General features: G+C 72.2%; 14 protein-coding genes. 11 read left to right on the plus strand and 3 right to left on the minus strand.

Annotated elements, in window-relative coordinates; translation table 11 throughout:
• Positions 1 to 130: 130 nt before the first annotated feature.
• The 8 genes from glmS (at position 131) to tsaE (ending at position 9649) form a co-directional block, all read left to right on the plus strand.
• Positions 131 to 1993, plus strand: a complete 1863-nt coding sequence (gene glmS, locus AB0M82_RS19155; protein WP_364723230.1) for a glutamine--fructose-6-phosphate transaminase (isomerizing) — start codon at positions 131 to 133, stop codon at positions 1991 to 1993.
• Between the two features lie 16 nt (positions 1994 to 2009).
• Positions 2010 to 3455, plus strand: a complete 1446-nt coding sequence (locus AB0M82_RS19160; RefSeq protein ID WP_364723232.1) for an NAD(P)H-hydrate dehydratase — start codon at positions 2010 to 2012, stop codon at positions 3453 to 3455.
• 138 nt (positions 3456 to 3593) lie between these two features.
• Positions 3594 to 4430, plus strand: a complete 837-nt coding sequence (locus AB0M82_RS19165) for a DeoR/GlpR family DNA-binding transcription regulator (RefSeq protein ID WP_364723234.1) — start codon at positions 3594 to 3596, stop codon at positions 4428 to 4430.
• On the plus strand, positions 4420 to 5850 hold the full coding sequence (gene xylB / locus AB0M82_RS19170) for a xylulokinase (RefSeq protein WP_364723237.1): 1431 nt from the start codon (positions 4420 to 4422) through the stop codon (positions 5848 to 5850). The genes AB0M82_RS19165 and xylB overlap by 11 nt, the downstream gene beginning before the upstream one ends.
• Positions 5851 to 5854: 4 nt before the next feature.
• Positions 5855 to 6949: a sn-glycerol-3-phosphate ABC transporter ATP-binding protein UgpC gene (gene ugpC, locus AB0M82_RS19175; RefSeq protein ID WP_364723240.1), complete on the plus strand. Its 1095-nt coding sequence runs from the start codon at positions 5855 to 5857 to the stop codon at positions 6947 to 6949.
• Between the two features lie 29 nt (positions 6950 to 6978).
• On the plus strand, positions 6979 to 8097 hold the full coding sequence (gene alr, locus AB0M82_RS19180; protein ID WP_364723243.1) for an alanine racemase: 1119 nt from the start codon (positions 6979 to 6981) through the stop codon (positions 8095 to 8097).
• On the plus strand, positions 8094 to 9191 hold the full coding sequence (locus AB0M82_RS19185; RefSeq protein ID WP_364723246.1) for an alpha/beta hydrolase: 1098 nt from the start codon (positions 8094 to 8096) through the stop codon (positions 9189 to 9191). The genes alr and AB0M82_RS19185 overlap by 4 nt, the downstream gene beginning before the upstream one ends.
• Entirely contained in the window at positions 9188 to 9649 is a 462-nt protein-coding gene (gene tsaE, locus AB0M82_RS19190; RefSeq protein ID WP_364723278.1) for a tRNA (adenosine(37)-N6)-threonylcarbamoyltransferase complex ATPase subunit type 1 TsaE, read from the plus strand. Before AB0M82_RS19185 ends, tsaE begins: the two co-directional genes overlap by 4 nt.
• 187 nt (positions 9650 to 9836) lie before the next feature.
• Here the strand turns inward: tsaE and AB0M82_RS19195 are convergent, their stop codons facing one another.
• The 3 genes from AB0M82_RS19195 to AB0M82_RS19205 all read right to left on the minus strand — a co-directional run bounded on the left by AB0M82_RS19195 (position 9837) and on the right by AB0M82_RS19205 (position 13707).
• On the minus strand, positions 9837 to 10835 hold the full coding sequence (locus AB0M82_RS19195; protein ID WP_364723249.1) for a serine hydrolase: 999 nt from the start codon (positions 10833 to 10835) through the stop codon (positions 9837 to 9839).
• Positions 10836 to 10958: 123 nt separating this feature from the next.
• The gene (locus tag AB0M82_RS19200) at positions 10959 to 12287 is read right to left on the minus strand and encodes a carboxyl transferase domain-containing protein (RefSeq protein WP_364723251.1); all 1329 of its coding nucleotides are present in this window, start codon (positions 12285 to 12287) and stop codon (positions 10959 to 10961) included.
• Complete coding sequence (locus AB0M82_RS19205; protein WP_364723253.1) at positions 12280 to 13707, minus strand: acyl-CoA synthetase; 1428 nt, start codon at positions 13705 to 13707, stop codon at positions 12280 to 12282. Before AB0M82_RS19205 ends, AB0M82_RS19200 begins: the two co-directional genes overlap by 8 nt.
• A gap of 98 nt (positions 13708 to 13805) precedes the next feature.
• Here AB0M82_RS19205 and tsaB point away from each other — a divergent pair, with 98 nt between their 5' ends.
• From tsaB to tsaD, 3 genes are read left to right on the plus strand one after another with little or no spacing between them, the layout of a single operon-like run.
• Positions 13806 to 14471 carry a tRNA (adenosine(37)-N6)-threonylcarbamoyltransferase complex dimerization subunit type 1 TsaB gene (gene tsaB, locus AB0M82_RS19210; protein ID WP_364723255.1) on the plus strand — a complete coding sequence of 222 codons (666 nt, stop codon included), beginning with the start codon at positions 13806 to 13808 and terminating at the stop codon, positions 14469 to 14471.
• A complete protein-coding gene (rimI, locus tag AB0M82_RS19215) occupies positions 14468 to 14947 on the plus strand; it encodes a ribosomal protein S18-alanine N-acetyltransferase (RefSeq protein ID WP_364723257.1) in 480 nt (159 codons plus the stop codon). The genes tsaB and rimI overlap by 4 nt, the downstream gene beginning before the upstream one ends.
• Positions 14947 to 15993 carry a tRNA (adenosine(37)-N6)-threonylcarbamoyltransferase complex transferase subunit TsaD gene (gene tsaD / locus AB0M82_RS19220; RefSeq protein WP_364723260.1) on the plus strand — a complete coding sequence of 349 codons (1047 nt, stop codon included), beginning with the start codon at positions 14947 to 14949 and terminating at the stop codon, positions 15991 to 15993. The genes rimI and tsaD overlap by 1 nt, the downstream gene beginning before the upstream one ends.
• The last annotated feature ends 151 nt before the right edge of the window (positions 15994 to 16144 follow it).

Here is a 16144-nt window from a genome sequence, read left to right on the forward strand (position 1 = left end):
GGCCGTACGGCGAGGCGGCTGTCCGGGTTTCCAGTATTGGTCCGGACCACAGAACCGGACGTCTGTGCAGGTCAACGCCGGTTCGCGTGCCCTGTCAACCGGCTGAATGTCCGTCGTTAGGCTGGTGCGCGTGTGTGGAATCGTGGGATACGTCGGGCACCGCCCGGCTCTGGACGTCGTTCTCGGCGGGCTCCGGCGCATGGAGTACCGCGGTTACGACTCGGCAGGTGTCGCGGTTCTCGACGGCGCCGGCACGCTGACCGTCGAGCGCAAGGCCGGCCGGCTGGCCAACCTGGAAGCCGAGCTCGACCGGGTCGGCCGGGACGCCTTCGGCGGCACCGCCGGCATGGGGCACACCCGCTGGGCCACCCACGGCGCGCCGATCGACCGCAACTCGCACCCGCACCGGGACGCCACCCAGCGGGTCGCCGTCGTGCACAACGGCATTATCGAAAACTTCGCCACCCTCCGGGCCGAGCTCGAGGCCGACGGCGTCGAGATGGCCAGCGACACCGACAGCGAGACCGCCGCGCACCTCATCGCCCGGGCGTACACCGAGGGCGACACCAAGGGTGACTTCGTGGCGAGCGTCGCCGGCGTCTGCCGCCGTCTCGAAGGCGCGTTCACCCTGGTCGTGACGCACGCCGACCACCCGGACACCATCGTGGCCGCACGCCGGTCGTCGCCGCTGGTCGTCGGTGTCGGCGACGGTGAGCACTTCGTCGCCTCCGACGTCGCCGCGTTCATCGAGCACACCCGCGAGGCCGTCGAGCTCGGCCAGGACCAGCTCGTCGTCATCACCCGCGGGGCCTACGAGGTCACCGACTTCCACGGCGACGCCGCCCAGGCGAAGCCGTTCACCGTGGACTGGGACCTGTCGGCCGCCGAGAAGGGCGGCCACGAGTACTTCATGCTCAAGGAGATCGAGGAGCAGCCCGAGGCGCTGGCCAACACGCTGCGCGGGCACTTCGAGTCCGGCCGGATCATCCTCGACGAGCAGCGCATCTCCGACCAGGACCTCCGTGACGTCGACAAGGTCTTCGTCGTCGCCTGCGGGTCGGCCTACCACTCCGGCCTGGTCGCGAAGTACGCCATCGAGCACTGGACGCGCCTGCCGGTCGAGGTCGAGCTGGCGTCCGAGTTCCGCTACCGCGACCCGGTCCTCGACCGCGACACGCTGGTCGTCGCGGTGTCGCAGTCCGGCGAGACGGCGGACACGCTCGAAGCCGTCCGGCACGCCCGCGAGCAGAAGGCGCGCGTCCTGGCCGTCTGCAACACCAACGGCGCGCAGATCCCGCGCGAGTCGGACGCGGTGCTCTACACGCACGCCGGGCCGGAGATCGGCGTCGCGTCGACCAAGGCGTTCCTCGCCCAGATCGCGGCCAACTACCTGGTCGGCCTGGCGCTGGCGCAGGCCCGCGGCACGAAGTACCCGGACGAGGTCGCGCGTGAGTTCGCCGAGCTCGAGGCCATGCCCGCGGCCGTGCGGAAAGTGCTGTCCACTGTGGACCAGGTGCGGGACCTCGGCCGCCGGATCGCCGACTCGAAGGCGATCCTGTTCCTCGGCCGCCACGTCGGCTTCCCGGTCGCCCTCGAAGGCGCGCTGAAGCTGAAGGAACTCGCGTACATGCACGCCGAGGGCTTCGCCGCCGGCGAGCTCAAGCACGGCCCGATCGCGCTGATCGAAGAGGGCCTGCCGGTCGTCGTCGTGATGCCGTCGCCCAAGGGCCGCGCGGTGCTGCACTCGAAGCTGGTGTCGAACATCAGCGAGATCCAGGCGCGCGGCGCCCGCACGATCGTGATCGCCGAAGAGGGCGACGAGACGGTCCGGCCGTTCGCCGACGAGCTCATCGAGGTCCCCGCGGTGCCGACGCTGCTGCAGCCGCTGGTGTCCACGGTGCCGCTGCAGGTGCTGGCCGCGGAGATCGCCCGCGCCCGCGGGTACGACGTCGACAAGCCGCGTAACCTGGCGAAGTCGGTGACCGTCGAGTAGCCGGGAGGCCTTCGCCGTGCAGGGAATCTGGACCACGGAACGGATTCGCGAGGCGGAGGGGCGGCTGTTCGCCGTCACGCCCGACGGCGAGCTGATGCGACGGGCGTCGTTCGGGCTCTCGGTTCAGCTCGCGGACTTCCTCGAAGACCACACCGGCGGTGTTTCCGGCCGCCGGGTCGTGCTGCTCGTCGGCTCCGGCGACAACGGCGGTGACGCCCTCTGGGCCGGGGCGTTCCTGCGTCGGCGCGGTGTCGCCGTCACGGCGATCTTGCTCAAACCCGAGAAAGCGCACCCCGCCGGGCTCAAGGCGCTGAAGCGGGCCGGGGGTCGCGCCGTGTCCGCCGAGGACGGTCCACAGTGGATCGCCCGGGCCGACGTCGTGGTCGACGGGATCGTCGGCATCTCCGCCAGCGGCTCGCTGCGGCCGGACGCCGCGCGGCTCGTCGAGCTCGTCGAGGCGCCGATCGTCGCGGTCGACCTGCCCAGCGGCGTCGACCCGGACACGGGCGCGGTCGACGGGCCCGCGGTCAAGGCGGCTCGGACGGTGACGTTCGGCGGCCTCAAGCCGGTGCACGCGCTGGCGCCGTCGTGGTGCGGCGAGGTCGTGCTGGTCGACATCGGGCTGGGGCCCGAGCTGGGGGAGCCCTCGCTCACGCGGCTCGACATCGTGGACGTCGCCGCGGCTTGGCCGGTGCCCGGGCCGGAGGACGACAAGTACAGCCAGGGCGTCGTCGGCATCGCGGCGGGTTCGGCGACGTACCCGGGCGCGGCGGTGCTCGCGGCGGGTTCGGCGGTGCGCGCGACGGCGGGCATGGTGCGGTACGCCGGGCACGCGGCCGACGTCGTCCGGGCGCAGTGGCCGGAGATCATCGCGACCGGCACGGTCGCGGACGCCGGGCGCGTCCAGGCGTGGGCGGTCGGGCCGGGCATCGGCACCGGCTCCGACGGCCGTGACGTGCTGCGGCACGTGCTCGGCCAGGGCGTGCCGGTGTGCGCGGACGCCGACGCGACGACGATAATCGCGAAGTCGCCGGAGGTCCTCGACGCGCGCGACCCGGAGACGCCCCTGGTGCTGACCCCGCACGCGGGCGAGTACGAGCGGCTGATGGGCCGGGCACCCGGCGCGGACCGCGTGGCCGCGGCCCGCGAAGCGGCGAAGAGGTACAACGCGGTGGTGCTGCTGAAGGGGCACGTCACGGTGGTCGCGGCACCGGACGGCCGGGTCGCGGTCAACACGCCGCGCGGCGCCTGGCTGGCCACGGCGGGCTCCGGCGACGTCCTGTCGGGCCTGGTCGGCTCCCTGCTGGCGGCGGGCCTGGACCCCTGGCTGGCCGCGGCGGCCGCCGCCCACGTCCACTCGCTCGCGGGCGCGATCGCGGCCCAGAACGCCCCAACCTCGGCATCCGGTCTGGTCCACGCGATCCCCGAAGCGATCCGCTCCATCCGCTCCCTCATGACCTAAGCGCCACTTTCCCTATGAAAGTGATCCGGAGCCCGCCCCTCCGGATCACTTTCATAGGGAAAGTGGCGGGCTGGCGGCGTGAGAAGAGATATCGAGTTTGCTGTTAACTTCCCGGATTAGATCTGGTAAGAATGCCGTGTGAGCGGCGGCACAGCGGCACCCGGAGACCGGAAGACCCGGCCGTCCGACGCCGTCGTCGAGCAGCGGCGGCAGGACATCCTCGACCACGTCATCGAGCACGGCGAAGCCCGCATCGACGACCTGACCGCGCGGTTCAAAGTCAGCCTCATGACCATGCACCGCGACCTGGACGACCTCGCCGAGCGGCGGCTGCTCCGGAAGCTCCGCGGCAAGGTCGAGGCCTATCCCGCGCTCACCATCGAGACCGCCGCCCGCTTCCGCGACACCCTCCACCACGGCGAGAAGGATGCTCTCGGCGCCGCCGCCGCGCGGCACGTGCAGCCCGGGCAGACCGTCTTCGTCGACGACTCGACCACCCTCCTGCCGCTGGTGAAGCGGCTCGCCGAGGTCGACGCCCTCACCGTCGTCACCAACTCGCTGCACGCCGCCCGGCTGCTCGGGCCGAAGGTGGACGTCGTCCTCGCCGGCGGCCGCTACAGCCACGAGTACGACTCCTGCGCCGGGCCCGAGGTGCTGAACCTGCTGGACAGCATCCGCGCCGACGTCTCGTTCGTCTCGGTCACCGCCGTCGCCGTCGGGCGGCTCTACCACCCCGACCGCGACTACGCCGAACTCAAGAAGGCCGCGCTGAAGGTCGCGAACCACACCGTCCTGGTCGTCGACCACTCGAAGTTCGGCCGGACCGCGACCTACGCGCACGGCGACGTCGGCGACTACGACCTGCTGATCACCGGCGAAACCACGCCCACCGAGGAGATCGAGGCCGCGCTGAACGCGGGCACCGCGATCGAGATCGTCGAACACGTCGCAGAGGGGCAGCCCTATGACAGCTGAACTGGTCGCCGGCATCGACTCGTCCACCCAGTCGACCAAGGTCGTCGTGTGCGACGCCGAAACCGGTGAGATCGTCCGCACCGGCCGCGCGCCGCACCCCGACGGCACCGAGGTCGACCCCGGTGCCTGGTGGGCGGCCTTCCAGGAGGCGTCGAGCGGCCTGCTCGACGACGTCAAGGCCGTCGGCGTCGGCGGCCAGCAGCATGGCATGGTGACGCTGGACGAAACCGGCGACGTCGTCCGCCCCGCGCTGCTCTGGAACGACACCCGCTCCGCGCAGTCGGCGCTCGACCTGATCGACGAGCTCGGCGGGCCGTCGGTCTGGGCGAAGTCGGTCGGCTCGGTGCCCGTCGCCAGCTTCACCGTGACGAAGCTGCGCTGGCTCGCCGACCACGAGCCGGCGCTCGCCGACCGCGTCGCGCGCGTGCTGCTCCCGCACGACTGGCTGACCTGGAAGCTCACCGGCGGCAACCCGGTCACCGACCGCGGCGACGCGTCCGGCACCGGCTACTTCTCGCCGTCCGACAACGCCTACCGCCTCGACGTCCTGGCCCACGCCTTCGGCGGCCGGACGCCGGAGCTGCCGACCGTGCTCGGCCCGGCCGAAGCCGCCGGCCACACCCCGGACGGCGTGCTCGTCTCCGCCGGCACCGGGGACAACATGGCCGCCGCGCTGGCGCTCGAACTCCAGCCCGGCGACGTCGTCGTTTCGCTCGGCACCAGCGGCACCGTGTTCGGGGTCGCCGAAACCGGCGCGGCCGACGCCACCGGCGAGGTCGCCGGGTTCGCCGACGCGACCGGCCGGTTCCTCCCGCTGGCCTGCACCCTCAACGCCGCCCGCGTCCTCACCGCGACGGCGGCGATGCTCGGCGCGACGCTGTCGGAGTTCGACCGGCTCGCCCTCTCCGCCGAGCCCGGCGCCGGCGGCCTGACGTTCCTGCCCTACCTCGACGGCGAGCGCACGCCGAACCTGCCCGGTGCCACCGGCTCGCTGGCCGGCCTGACCAGGGCGAACATGACGCCGGAGAACCTCGCGCGCACCGCCGTCGAAGGCATGCTGTGCGGCTTGGCCGCCGGCCTCGACGCGGTGCGCGCGCACGGCCTCGACGTCCACCGCGTGCTGCTGATCGGCGGTGGCGCGCAGTCGGCCGCCGTCCGCAAGATCGCGCCGCTGGTCTTCGGCGTGCCCGTGCAGCTGCCCGAGGTCGCCGAGTACGTCGCGATCGGCGCGGCGCGGCAGGCGGCGTGGGCGCTGACTTCCAGCGCGGAACCCCCGTCCTGGCAAGAAAATCACAAAGCCTGGCTCGAGCTGGACGAGCCGACCGAGGCGCAGCGCGCCGAGGGCCACCGGATCCAGCAGCGCCACCTCGAAGCCCGCGAAGCGGCTTATGGGGTCCGGCGAGAGAACCGAGAGGACTGACCCGATGGCATCCATCACCTACGACAAGGCGACCCGCCGCTACGCCGGTAGCGAGCGCCCGGCGGTCGACGCGCTGGACCTGGAGATCGCCGACGGCGAATTCCTGGTGCTGGTCGGCCCGTCCGGCTGCGGCAAGTCGACCAGCCTGCGCATGCTCGCCGGCCTCGAGGACATCGACGAAGGCGCCGTCTGGATCGGCGACCGCGACGTCACCCAGCTGCCGCCGCGCTCGCGGGACATCGCCATGGTGTTCCAGAACTACGCGCTCTACCCGCACATGACGGTCGGGCAGAACATGGGCTTCGCGCTGAAGATCGCCGGCCGCCCCGCGTCCGAGATCAAGCAGAAGGTGCTCGACGCGGCGAAGCTGCTGGACATCGAGCAGTACCTGGACCGCAAGCCGAAGGCGCTCTCCGGTGGTCAGCGCCAGCGCGTCGCGATGGGCCGCGCCATCGTGCGGGAGCCGCAGGTCTTCCTGATGGACGAGCCGCTGTCGAACCTCGACGCGAAGCTGCGTGTGTCGACGCGTACGCAGATCGCCGCGCTTCAGCGCCGCCTCGGCGTCACGACCGTGTACGTCACGCACGACCAGGTCGAGGCCATGACGATGGGTGACCGCGTCGCCGTGCTGTCGGACGGCCTGCTGCAGCAGTGCGACACCCCGCGCGCCCTCTACGACAAGCCCGCGAACGCTTTCGTCGCCGGCTTCATCGGCTCGCCCGCGATGAACCTCGTCACCGCGAAGCTCACCGCCGACGGCGCCGAGCTGGGTGGCGGCAGCGTGGCCCTGACCCGCGAGGTCATCCAGGCCGCCGACGGCGACACGGTGACTCTTGGCTTCCGGCCCGAGTCGCTCGAAGTGGTCGGCGAGGCCGACAGCAGCGCGGTGCCGGTCAAGGTGGACCTGGTGGAGGAGCTCGGCTCGGACGCGTTCGTCTACGGCAAGCTCGCCGAGACCGACGCCGAGGGCACCAAGTCCAACGTCGTCGTCCGGGTCGACCCGCGCACGCCGCCCGCCATGGGCGACACCCTCCACCTGCGGATCCGTTCCGACGAACTGCACGTGTTCTCCGCCACGTCCGGGGCGCGCCTGTCCTGACCTCGGGTCATGGGAAACTGGAGAGCGTCATGACGCCCTCCAGTTTCTCTCGCGCGCGGGTCGACATCGACCTCGACGCGATCCGCCACAACCTCACCCTGCTGGGCGCCCGCGCGCCCGGCGCCGAGGTGATGGCCGTGGTGAAGGCCGACGCCTACGGCCACGGCGCGCTGCCGGTGGCGCGCGCCGCGGTCGAGGCCGGGGCGAGCTGGCTCGGCACGTGCTCGCTCGGCGAGGCGCTGGACCTGCGCCGCGCCGGGATCACGACCCGGCTGCTCAGCTGGCTGGACACGCCGGACGTCGACTTCGCGCCGGGCGTCGAAGCCGGCGTCGACCTCGGGGTCAGCTCGTTGGGTGAGCTAGCTCGCATCGCCGCCGCGACGTCCGCGGGTACCCGGGCTCGTGTGCATCTCAAAATCGACACCGGGCTGTCGCGCAACGGCTGCCCGCCCGCCGGGTGGGCCGAGCTGGTGGCCGCGGCGGCCGCCGAACCGCGGGTCGAAGTCGTCGCGATCTGGTCCCACCTCGCGTGCGCAGACGAGCCGGAGCACCCCTCGATCGACGCGCAGGCGAAGCGCTTCGCCGAGGCGTACGACGTCGCCCGCGCCGCCGGGCTCGACCCGATGCGGCACCTCGCGAATTCGGCCGCCCTGCTGACGCGGCCGGACCTGCACTTCGACCTCGTGCGTCCCGGCATCGCGATGTACGGGCTCAACCCCGTCCCGCAGGCCGAAGACCTGCGCCCGGCCATGACGTTCCGGTCGGCGGTCGCGCTCGTCAAGCGCGTCGACGCGGGCGAATCGGTGTCCTACGGGCACACCTGGACCGCTTCGCGTGACACGAACCTCGCGCTGGTGCCTGCCGGGTACGCCGACGGCGTGCCGAGGTCGCTGTCCGGCCGGATGGACGTCTGGCTCGGCGGGCAGCGGCGTCCGGTCGCCGGGCGGGTCTGCATGGACCAGCTGGTCGTCGACTGCGGGGACCACGAACCGGCCGTCGGGGACGAGGTCGTCCTCTTCGGCGACGGCGCACGAGGCGAGCCGACGGCCCGGGAATGGGCCGACAAGGTGGGCACCATCGACTACGAGATCGTCACCTCGATGTACCGGCCGCGGGTGCGGCGCCGGTATCTGGGGGAGCGCTCTTGACACCTTCACGTCGACTGCTGGCCATCGCCGGCGGGCTCGGGGCCGTGGCCACCGGGACCGCCGCCGTCATCGCCGTCGCCGCGCAGCAGCGGCGGTACAGTGAGGATCCGTACGTGGACGAGCCGCTGGGGGAGCTGAAGCCGGACCGTGTCTCCACGGTCGCGGCCGAGGACGGCACGCCGCTTTCGGTCGAGGAGATCGACCCGCGGGACGGCGGCGAACCCGAACTGACTGTCGTGGGGGTACACGGCTTCGCGCTTTCGCGGCGGTGCTGGCATTTCCAGCGCCGCGACCTCGCGTCGCTTCGGCTGCCCCGCGTGCGTCAGGTGTACTACGACCACCGCGGCCACGGGCTTTCCGGCGCGGCGTCGGCGGCGGCGTCGACCATCGAGCAGCTGGCGCGGGACCTCGACTGCGTGCTGCGGTCCGTGGTGCCGGAGGGACCCGTCGTGCTGATGGGGCACTCGATGGGCGGCATGGTGATCATGGAACTGGCCGCCGAGTTCCCCGAGATCTTCGAAGACCGCGTGTCTGGGGTGGCCTTCATCGCGACGGCGGCGGGCGAAGTGGGCGCACGCGGGTTGCCGCGTTCGCTGCTCTCCAAGTACAACCCGCTGACGCGCGCCGCCGGCGGTCTCGCCGGCTGGCAGCCGGGGCTGGTGGAGTTCGTGCGCGCGGCGGGCGGGCAGCTGACGCGGCAGGCGGTGCGGCGGCTGGCGTTCGGCAGCCGCGACGTCGCGCCCCGGCTCGTCGACTTCATGCTCGAGATGCTCGAAGTGACGCCGGTGCGCGGGCTGGTGAACTTCGTCGACACGCTCGGCAGCCACAACCGCTACGCCGCGCTGGCGGGGTTGAAGCACGCGGAAGTGCTGGTCATCGGCGGCGATTCGGATCGGTTCACGCCGTTCGCCCACGCCGAGCGGATCGCCGCCGAGCTGCCCGACACGGAGCTGGTGCGCGTCCGCGGCGCCGGGCACATGGTGCAGCTCGAACAGCCCGAGCTGGTGAACAGCCATCTGATCGATCTCCTGCAACGCTGTTCCGGTGTGGACGGCGTGACTTCGGCTCGGCGAAACTGGTGGTGGCAGCGTTGATGATGGTGTTTCCCACGCCCGAAGAGACGATGGCTTTCGGGCGCGCGCTCGGTCGCGTGCTGCGCGCCGGTGACCTGGTGCTCCTGGCCGGGCCGCTCGGCGCGGGCAAGACGACGCTGACGCGCGGCATCGCGGACGGTCTCGGCGTCGGCGGGCGGGTCAGCTCGCCGACGTTCGTGCTGGCCCGCGTCCACCCGGCGGGTTCGTCCGGAGTCCCGCTGGTGCACGTCGACGCGTACCGCCTCGGCGGTGACCTGTCCCAGCTGGACGACCTCGACCTCGACACGGACCTGGAGCGCTCGGCGATCGTGGTCGAGTGGGGCGAGGGCTCGGCGGAGCGGCTGTCGTCGGACTACCTGGTGGTCCGGCTGGACCGCCGCGAAGACGACGTCCGCGAGGTGGTTTTGGAGCCGCACGGCGCTTGGGCCGACCGGGTTCCGGAGCTGGTGCGGGCGTAGGTCCGCACCGGGTCTCCCGTCGGTCGACCGGGCTTCACAGCCGCTCGTTCAACCGCGAGACCAGAGGTTCGTAGTCATAGCCCGGGAACCACTCGGGGAAGACGTCCTCGGATCACGGCGGCAGAACTGCCGGAGGGCAGCGACCGCCATGTGTCCACAGTGGTCGCTGCCCTCCGAGCAGCCGCTCTCAGCCGCCGTTGTACTGCTGGTAGGCCGGTGCCCGGAATGCCTTGGCGCCGACGCCCGCGATCTTGTCGACCGCGCACAGGAACTTCGGCCCCATCTTCGCGGTGGCCTGCCGGACCGGGTGCGTGGCCCCGAAGTCCTCCGGGTTCGCCTGGCCGTGCGCGAACATCGAGTAGATCAACACCGGCTTGCCCGCGGCGTCGAACATGATTCCCGCCTCGTTGCGGCCGTCGTTCAGCCAGCCCGCCTTCGTGGCGATCCTCGCCCGATCGACGGACGACATCTCACGGCGGATACCGTCGGTGAACGCCACCTGCGACCGCAGGATGGACAGCAGGTAGTCCGTCGACGCCGGGCTCAGCAATGTGCCCGCGATCAGCGCCTTCAGCAGGTCGTGAGTCTCGCGCGGAGTGGTCTTGCCGAGGAAGTAGCGGTTCGGGTTGGCCACCGGCGTGACCTGGGTCTTGGGGAAGCCCTTGGTCACCAGGATCTGGTTGATCTCGGCCGCCGGAACCACGAGCCCCACCAGCCGGACACACGTGTCATCCGAAACGGTGAGGAACAGCGACAGGACGTGACCCAGCGTGAACGCGCTCGGGTACGCCTTGTCCAGGATGATGATGCCGTCGCCACCCGGCACGACGATGCTCGCCGGCACCTGGACCTGCTGGTCCAGCGTGAGCAGGCCGCGGTCGACCTTGTCCATCAAGGTGACCGCGACGGCCACCTTGTTGACGCTGTACGCCTCGACGATCTCGTCGGACGCCACGTCGACGGCCACCTGGTCGGCCACGCTGATGTAGGAGTTCCAGATGCCGCCTGCCTCAGCGGCCGCGTTGTCGTAGACGCGCTTCACTTTCTGCCTGGCCCGGTCCGGTGTGGCCGGGCTGGCCTCGATGTCTGCTTCCTGCGCGAACGCGGGAGAGCCGGCCAGAATGCTTCCAGCGGCGACGGCGGTCCCCAAACCGAACGCCGCTCGCCTGTTGAGTCGATACCCCATCGCAAGATCCAACCACGAATGGATGAAGATCACATAGCTCGGCGGCTTCGATCCGCGGCGCCCGCGTTCACTCGCCAGGGATGCCGTGTCTCTCCAAAGTGGTCGGTCCTGATCGGACGTCGATCATTCGGCCGGGCTGACCACCGCGCGGGCGACGCCCAGGTCCACCAGATCCTGGGGTCGCAGCCGTAGCTGGTTCGCCAGTGCCGGGACCTCCGAAGCCGGGCGCTTCAGGATCGCCGCGGCGGCCTCCGGTGACGTCACCGAGAAGTACGCGTCCGGCGCCACCCAGGTCGACTCCGCGGCGGCGAACGCGAGTGCGCCGCCCGACCCGCCCTCGCCGATCACCAGCGTCGTCACCGGCACCGACGCCGTCGCGACCGCCTCGAACAGGTCCGCGATCGCGCCGCCCGCGCCCGCCTGTTCCGCCGCCGCGTCGTTCGCCGCGCCCGGCGTGTCGACCAGCGTCAGCACCGGGATCCCCAGCCGTGAGGCCAGCTTGACCAGCCGCGTGGCCGTCCGGAAGCCCGACGGCGACGTCGGAGTGCCGCACTGTGCCGCGTACGCGATCGTCCGCCCGTCGCGCCAGCCGAAGCCGCACGCCACCCCGGAATCGACGCCGCCGCAGCGATCCCCGCTGATGGCTTCCCGCCAGTCGAAGTACGCGTCGAGGTACTCGCCGGCGCGGGCCCGCTCGGGCGCCCGCGCCGCTTGGACCGCTTCCCAGCCCGTCTCGGGCAGCGAGGCCGGCCGCAACGCCTTCGGCGGCGGAGCCGCCGCGGACGAGTGCGAAGTCAGCAGCCGGAGCCACCGTTCCAGCGTCGGGCCGAGTCCGGCCGACGGCACGACGGCGTCGACCTGACCCCACTCGAACTTCGCCTCCCCGGTGTAGGCCTCCGGCGAACCTGGCGGCCGCACCCGCGAGCCCGCGAACCCGACCTGCGCCTCCGGCAGCGCGAGGATGACGTCGGCGCCCGCGCCGAGCGTGGCCCAGCCGCCACCGGTCGTCGGGTCGCGCAGCACCGAGATCCGCGGGACGCTCGCCGCGCGCGTCAGCGCCGACGCCCGCGCCACCCGCTGCAACTGCATCAGCGCGCGCATGCCCTGCTGCATGCGGCTGCCGCCGGTCGAGATCAGCGAAACCACCGGCAGCCGCGTGTCGCGGGCGTGCGCGAACGCCGCCTCGATCCGGTCGCCGGTGCGCTGCCCGAGCGAACCGCCGAGGAACCCGAACTCGAACGCGATCAGCACGGCTCCGACGTCGCCGATCTTCGCCGTCCCGCAGACGACCGACTCCTTCTCGCCCGTGCGCGCCGAAGCGGCTTCGCGGGCTTCGCGGTATCCAGGCCAGTCGATCGGGCCGTCGGCCGGCTCGTCGCGCAGCGGGGTGGCGAACTCCTCGAACCCGGTCGTGATCGCGTCGACGACCTCGCGCGCCGGCTGCCTAACCACCGAGCGCCCGCTTCATGACCTTGCCCATGTCGTTGCGCGGCAACGCGTCCAGGTACCGGACGACCCGCGGGCGCTTGTGCGGCGAGAGCAGCCGGGCGACGTGGTCGGCGAGCTCTTCGGCCGACGGCGGCCGGTCGCCGCTGGGCACGATCCACGCGACGATCCGCTCGCCGAGGTCGTCGTCCGGCTCGCCGGTGACGGCCGCCTCCGCGACCCCGGGGTGTTCGAGCAGCGCGTTTTCGATCTCGCCCGCGCCGATCTTGTAGCCGCCGCTCTTGATCAGGTCGGTCGCCCGGCGGCCGACGATCTTGACGTACCCGTCGGCGTCGCGCGTCGCCATGTCGCCGGTGCGGAACCAGCCGTCGTCGAACGCGGCCGCGGTCGCGTCCGGCCGGTTGAGGTACTCGGTGAACAGGTTGGGGCCCCGCACCTGGATCTCGCCGACGGCCTCGACGTCGTCGAGCACCTCCCCGGCGTCGCCGACCAGCCTGAGCTCCACCCCGCGCAACGGGACGCCGACGGTGCCGGGCTTGTGCTCGCCGTCCGCGCGGACGCTCGTGTTCATCAGCGTCTCGGTCATGCCGTAGCGCTCGACCACCTGCCGGCCGGTCGCCTCGGTGATCCGCTGGTGGTCGCGCACCGGCAGCGCCGCCGACCCGGAGACGAGCAGGCGCGCGCCTCGCAGCGCGTCCGCCAGCGCGGGATCGGCGCCGACCTCGCCGGCGATCCGGTGGTACATCGTCGGCACGCCGAACAGCATGGTCGCGCCGTCCGACAGGGCGCGCGCGACGCCGTCGGTCGAGAACCGGCCGAGGTGACGCACCGAGCCGCCGCGGCGCAGCGGGCCCAGGATGCCGAGGATGAGGCCGTGCACGTGGAACAGCGGGAGCGCGTGCGCCAATGTGTCCGCTTCAGTCCAGGCCCAGGCGTCTTCGAGCGCGTCGAGCGTGGTGGCGATCGCGCGGCGGGGGAGGACGACGCCCTTCGGCGGGCCGGTGGTGCCCGAGGTGTAGACGACCAGCGCGGGCGTCTCGGGGTCCGGCTCTTTCGCGAGCGGCGCGGCCTCGCCGGTGAGCGGGATGTCGCGCCGCGGCAGGCCGGCCAGCCCCGGCGGCAGCTCCGCGCCTGGTTCGGCGAGGACCAGCCGGGGCTCGCTGTCGGCGAGGATGTGCGCCAGTTCGCGTTCGCCGATCTTGGGGTTGATCGGCACGGCCGGGACGCCGGCGAGGAGCGCCGCGACGACCGCGACGCTGGTGTGGAGGGTCGGGGTCGCCCAGACGGCGACGCGGCCGCGGGGGAGCTCGGCGGCCAGGCCGCCCGCGACGGCGGCGAGCTCGTCGTAGGTCAGGGCCTGATCGCCGAATCGGAGGGCTTCCTTGCCCGAAGCTGACGTGAGGGCGGGGAACAACGGGTCGGGCACCGCGGGGACCTCCCAGTATCAAACTCGCTTCGCACGTTACCGTGCTGATCCGTCCCCTGCAGCGAGCAGTTCCGGGCCTGGTCGTAGGCTGGGCCACCGTGTTGGTACTGGCGATCGATACCTCGACCCCGGCGGTGACCGCGGGCGTCGTCACGGTGGACGGCGACGGCGTCGAGACGCGCGGTGCGCGGGTCACGATCGACCCCCGCGCCCACGGCGAGCTGATCACCCCGCACGCGCTGGCCGCCGCCGAAGACGCCGGTGTCACGCTCAAGGACCTCGACGCGATCGTCGTCGGTGTCGGCCCCGGCCCCTTCACCGGCCTGCGCGCCGGAATGGCCACCGCCGCCGCGCTCGGGCACGCCCTCGGCATCCCGGTGTACCCCGTCTGCAGCCTCGACGCGATCGCGGCCGACGTCGAGCCGGGCGGCAACGCCTTCCTCGTCCTGACCGACGCGCGCCGCCGCGAGGTCTACTGGGCGGCGTACGACGCCGACGGCGAACGCACTGGCGGCCCGGACGTCCAGCGTCCCGCCGACCTCGGGACCGGCGTCAAGGTGGCGGCCGGCGACGGCGCGCTGTTGTACGCCGCGGTGCTCGACCTCCAGCCGATCGAGCCGCGCTTCCCGTCGCCCGCCGGACTCGTGAAGGTCGCGAAGGCCGCGCTGCTCGCGAAGGAACCGCCCGCGCCACTGACGCCGTTGTACTTGCGCCGTCCCGACGCCGTCGAGCCCGCCGCGCCGAAACGGGTGACCGCGCCGTGAGACTCGAGCCGCTGCGCCGGATGGACATCGCCCGCTGCGTCGAGATCGAGAAGATCCTTTTCCCCGGCGACGACCCGTGGAGCGCCCGCGCCTTCCACTCCGAACTGGACGCCGGCAACTTCTACCTCGCCGCCCGCCCGGACGAGGGTGACGAGCTCCTCGGCTACGCCGGGCTGGCCGTCGTCGGCCGCCGCCGCGGCGAGTACGAGGCGACCGTGCACACCATCGGCGTCGCGCCGGAACACCAGGGCCAGGGCATCGGCAAGGCGCTGCTGCAGGCGTTGCTCGTCCGCGCTGACGAGTTCGAGGCGCCGGTCTTCCTCGAGGTCCGCACGGACAACACCGCCGCGCTCGGCCTGTACGAGCGCCACGGCTTCGAACGGCTCGGCATCCGGAAGCGCTACTACCAGCCCTCCGGCGCCGACGCGTACACGATGGTCCGCCCGGCGCGGACGCGAGACGGGGTGGCGGGCTGATGGCACGCATCATCATGGGCATCGAGAGCTCGTGCGACGAGACCGGCGTCGGCCTGGTCCGGCTGCACGACGACGGCACGGTCGAACTGCTCGCCGACGAGGTCGCCTCCAGCGTCGAGCAGCACGCGCGCTTCGGCGGCGTCGTGCCCGAGGTCGCCAGCCGCGCCCACCTCGAGGCGATGGTCCCGACGACTTCGCGCGCCTTCGAGAAAGCCGGGCTGTCCCTGTCCGATGTGGACGCCATCGCGGTGACGGCGGGGCCGGGCCTGGCGGGCGCGCTGCTCGTCGGCGTCTCCGCGGCGAAGGCGTACGCGACGGCGCTGGGCGTGCCGTTGTACGGGGTCAACCACCTCGCCGGGCACATCGCGGTGGACACGTTGCAGCACGGGCCGCTGCCGGCGCCGTGCCTGGCGCTGCTGGTTTCCGGTGGGCACACGCAGCTGCTGCGCGTCGACGACATCGCGTCGAGCATCACCGAGCTGGGGTCCACTGTGGACGACGCGGCGGGCGAGGCCTACGACAAGGTCGCCCGCGTGCTGGGCCTGCCGTACCCGGGCGGCCCGCCGATCGACAAGGCGGCGAAGAACGGCGACCCGGCGGCGATCGCGTTCCCGCGCGGCATGACCGGCCCGCGCGACGCGAAGTTCGACTTCTCCTTCTCCGGCCTGAAGACGTCGGTGGCGCGGTGGGTCGAAGGCGCGTCACGCCGTGGTGAGGAAATCCCGGTCGACGACGTCGCGGCGTCGTTCCAGGAAGCCGTCGCCGACGTGCTGACCGCGAAGGCGATCCGCGCGGCGAAGGAGCAGGAGATCGGCACCATCGTGATTTCCGGTGGGGTGGCGGCGAACTCGCGGCTGTCGTCGTTGGCGGCCGAGCGCTGCGCGGCGGCGGGGATCGAGCTGCGGGTGCCGCGTCCGCGGCTGTGCACGGACAACGGCGCGATGATCGCGGCGCTGGGCGCGCACGTGGTGGCGGCGAAGCGCCCGACGGCGCCGCTGGACTTCAGCGCGAACCCGGCCCTCCCGGTTTCGGTGGTCTCGCTCTAGCCGTCCGCTCAAGTCCGTGAATGTCGCATTGAGGGACTTCAAGTCCCTCAATGCGAGGCGGATTCACGCGGTGGTTGCAACACCTGTTGTTTGTTGATCCAACAGTAGCGCGGTGAGGGCCTCGGCTGGTGTCCGCCAGCCGAGGGTCTCC

Origin of the sequence: Amycolatopsis sp. NPDC051128 (genome assembly GCF_040682715.1) — a bacterium.
Lineage (GTDB): Bacteria > Actinomycetota > Actinomycetes > Mycobacteriales > Pseudonocardiaceae > Amycolatopsis.